The sequence below is a fragment of the uncultured Arenimonas sp. genome, from assembly GCF_963976025.1.
Taxonomy (GTDB): Bacteria; Pseudomonadota; Gammaproteobacteria; order Xanthomonadales; family Xanthomonadaceae; genus Arenimonas.
Genome location: NZ_CAXBJS010000232.1, coordinates 1 through 3,527, shown reverse-complemented (window position 1 = coordinate 3,527; position 3,527 = coordinate 1). Strand labels below are relative to the sequence as shown.

Here is a 3,527-nt window from a genome sequence, read left to right as displayed (position 1 = left end):
CCTGGCCGCCAACCTCGACAGCGCGTTTTTCATCGCCCAGGCCTATGCGCCGCGCGTGCAGAAGGCGGGGCAGGGCGGCAGCCTGCTGTTTTTCAGCTCGGTGGCCGCCGGCATGGGCGTGTCCAACCACGCGGCGATCGCGGCCGCCAAGGGCGGCGTCGAAGGCCTGGTGCGGGCGCTGGCGGCGGACTACTCCGCGGCCGGCCTGCGCATCAATGCCATCGCCCCCGGCCTGCTGCGCACGCCGGCCACCGCCCGCCTGCTGTCGAGCGAAGCCTCCACCAAGGCCATCCGCGCCCAGTACCCGCTGGGCCGGCATGGCGAAGCCGAAGACGCGGCGGCGCTGGGCGCCTTCCTGCTGTCGGACGAGGCCGGCTGGGTGACCGGCCAGGTGATCGCGCTCGATGGCGGTTTCCAGGCCGTTCGGCCGATGGTGCGGGCGGGCTGAGAGCGCATGTCCCACGCCATCGTCTGGTTCCGCCGCGACCTGCGCCTGGCCGACAACCCGGCCCTGCAGGCGGCGCTGGACGCCGGCCACGTGCCGGTGCCGGTTTACATCCACGCGCCGGACGAAGACGCGCCCTGGGCGCCCGGCGCCGCCAGTCGTGCCTGGCTGCATCGTTCGCTGCAGGCACTCGACGCCGACCTGCGTGCGCGCGGTTCGCGCCTGGTGATCCGCCGCGGCGACAGCCTGGCCGAACTGGAAAAACTGATCAGTGAAACCCGCGCCGAAGCCCTGCACTGGAACCGCCTGTACGAGCCGGCCAGCATCGCCCGCGACACCCGCATAAAGCAGGGCCTGAAATCGCGCGGCCTGGAGGTGCAAAGCCACAATGCCGCGCTGCTGGTCGAGCCCTGGACGGTGCAGACCGGGCAGGGTGGTCCCTACCGCGTATTCACCCCGTTCTGGAAAAACGCCCGCCAGGTGCTTGAATCGGTGCGCGCCGCGCCGGCACCCGACCGCCTGCCCGAACCCCCGGCGACGCTGGCCGGCCTGGGCGCGGAGGACCTGGCCCTGTCGCCGCCGGCCCACGAGCCGGCCTGGGATGCCGGTTTCTGGGAACACTGGACGCCGGGCGAAGCCGGTGCGCTGGAACTGCTGGAGATCTTCCTGGACGGCGCCCTGCACGGCTACAAGCGCCAGCGCGATATCCCCGGCCGGGTCGGCACCTCGCGCCTGTCGCCGCACCTGCACTTCGGCGAAATTTCGCCGCGAACCATCGTGGCCGCCCTGCAGGCCGGCGACTGGCCGGCGGCGATCCGGCCGGACCTGGACCACTATCTTTCCGAACTGGGCTGGCGTGAATTCAGCCACCACCTGATCTTCCATTTTCCGGAAACGCCCACCGACAACCTCAACCCGAAGTTCGAGGACTTTCCCTGGGCCGATCCCGACCCGGCGCTGCTCGAAGCCTGGCAGCAGGGCCGCACGGGCGTTCCAATGGTGGACGCGGGCATGCGCGAGCTCTGGGCCACCGGCTGGATGCACAACCGCGTGCGCATGGTGGCGGCGAGTTTCCTGACCAAGAACCTGCGGATGCACTGGCGCCACGGCGCCGACTGGTTCTGGGACACCCTGGTGGACGCCGACCTGGCCAACAATACCCAGGGCTGGCAGTGGACCGCCGGCAGCGGCGCCGATGCCGCGCCGTACTTCCGCATCTTCAGCCCGATCTCGCAGACCCAGCGTTTCGACCCGGACGGCGCCTACCTGCGGCGCTGGCTGCCGGAGCTGGCAAACCTGCCCGATGCGGCGCTGGCGGCGCCCTGGGAACAGCCCGACCTGCTGCGGGCCAAGGCCCCCGACTACCCCCGCCAGCCAGTGGTGGACCTGCGCGGGAGCCGCGAGGCCGCGCTGGCCGCCTACGCGTCGGTGCGTGCCGACGGCCCGGCCCGGCGTTGACGCCTTGGCGCCGTGGCCGGCATCCTGCCCGGAACCGGGGAGGAAACATGGCCGTGGCGCGCAGCAAGGGTAAGAAGACGCCGATGTCCCGGGTGGACACCGCCTGGCTGCGCATGGAGCGCGCCACCAACCTGATGATGATCACCGGCGTGATGATGTTCGAGTCCCATCTCGACATCCGCACCCTGCGAAAGGTGATCGAGACCAAGTTCCTGGCTTACCCGCGTTTCCGGCAAAAAGCCGTGGACGGGCCCACGGGTGCGTTCTGGCAGGACGACGCTGATTTCGACCTCGACTGGCACATCCGCCTGACCGCGCTGCCCGGCAAGGGCGGCAAGCGCGAACTCGAACGACTGACCAGCCAGCTGGCCTCGACGCCGCTCGACAAGTCCAAGCCGCTTTGGCAGTTCCACCTGGTCGAACGTTACAACGGCGGTTCGGCGCTGATCTCGCGCATCCACCACTGTTACGCCGACGGCATCGCCCTGGTGCAGGTGCTGCTTTCGCTCACCGAAATGGGCGAGGACGACAAGCGCAAGAAGTCGCTGGCCCGGCGCTGGCTGAAAAAAGAAGAACACGCCCCCGTGGCCAAGCGCGTCGGCGCGATCGACCGCTACATGCAGCTGGGCAACAAGATGCTCGAGAAGGGCATGGATTTCTATCGCGACCCCTCGCTGGCCGCGGTGCTGGCCAGCGAGGGCGTCGACATCGCGAAGGAAATCGGCCTGGCGCTGTCGCTTTCCGACGATCCCGACACCGTGCTCAAGGGCCGCCTTGGCGTCAGCAAGCGCGTGGCCTGGGCCGAACCGCTGGCGCTGGAAGAAGTGAAGTCGGTCAGCCGGGCCCTGCGCTGCACGGTCAACGACATCCTGCTGGCCTCGGCCACGGGTGCCCTGCGCAGCTACATGATCGAACGCGGCGAGCAGCTCGATGGCATCACCATCCGCGCCACCGTGCCGGTGAACCTGCGGCCGCTGGAGCATGCCAAACAGCTGGGCAACCACTTCGGGCTGGTGTTCCTGGACCTGCCCGTGGGCGAAGCCAACCCGATGCGCCGGCTCGAGCGCGTGGCCGCGTCCATGAAGCTGCTGCGCAAGTCCCGCCAGGCCGTGGCCACCTTCGGCGCCCTGGCGGCGGTGGGCATGGCGCCGCCGGCGGTGCAGTCCTTCGCGCTGGAAATGTTCAGCCGCAAGGCCTCGGCGGTGGCCACCAACGTGCCCGGGCCGCAGATGCCGCTTTACCTCGGCGGCAGCAAGATCAGCGACCTGATGTTCTGGGTGCCGCAGAACGGCTCGATCGGGCTGGGCATTTCCATCCTGAGCTACAACGGCGCCGTACATTTCGGCCTGATCGCCGACGCCAAGCTGATGCCCGACCCGGACTCGGTGATCCGCCGCTTCCGACCCGAGTTCGAGAAGCTGCTTTACCTGGCGCTGATGGCGCGCTGGGAAGGCGAATTCTGCGCCGAGGCCGCCGAGGCCCTGCTGCAGGAAAGCACGCATGGCGAATGAATCCTGCGACATCCCCGGCCAGGGACTGCGTGTCCCGCCTTCCGGGGTGCCCGACCCGGCCCAGGACATCGCCACCGCCGACGACCGCGGCGAGCTGGTGCTGGCCGGCGGCT

3 protein-coding genes are annotated in these 3,527 nt (G+C 69.5%); all 3 read left to right on the top strand.

Annotated elements, in window-relative coordinates:
• The coding region (locus AACZ35_RS13305) for an SDR family oxidoreductase (RefSeq protein WP_339830093.1) at window positions 1–448 on the top strand (448 nt) is incomplete at its 5' end.
• Between the two features lie 6 nt (window positions 449–454).
• Window positions 455–1,903 carry a deoxyribodipyrimidine photo-lyase gene (locus tag AACZ35_RS13300; protein ID WP_339830091.1) on the top strand — a complete coding sequence of 483 codons (1,449 nt, stop codon included), beginning with the start codon at window positions 455–457 and terminating at the stop codon, window positions 1,901–1,903.
• Between the two features lie 47 nt (window positions 1,904–1,950).
• Window positions 1,951–3,414, top strand: coding sequence for a wax ester/triacylglycerol synthase family O-acyltransferase (locus AACZ35_RS13295; protein ID WP_339830089.1), 1,464 nt, complete (start codon window positions 1,951–1,953; stop codon window positions 3,412–3,414).
• Window positions 3,415–3,527: the final 113 nt, after the last annotated feature.

What these genes read in the sequence shown, in the direction of transcription:
- AACZ35_RS13300 (WP_339830091.1), top strand. Translation starts at nt 455, where the DNA reads ATGTCCCACGCCATCGTCTGGTTCCGCCGCGACCTGCGCCTGGCCGAC.
- AACZ35_RS13295 (WP_339830089.1), top strand. Translation starts at nt 1,951, where the DNA reads ATGGCCGTGGCGCGCAGCAAGGGTAAGAAGACGCCGATGTCCCGGGTG.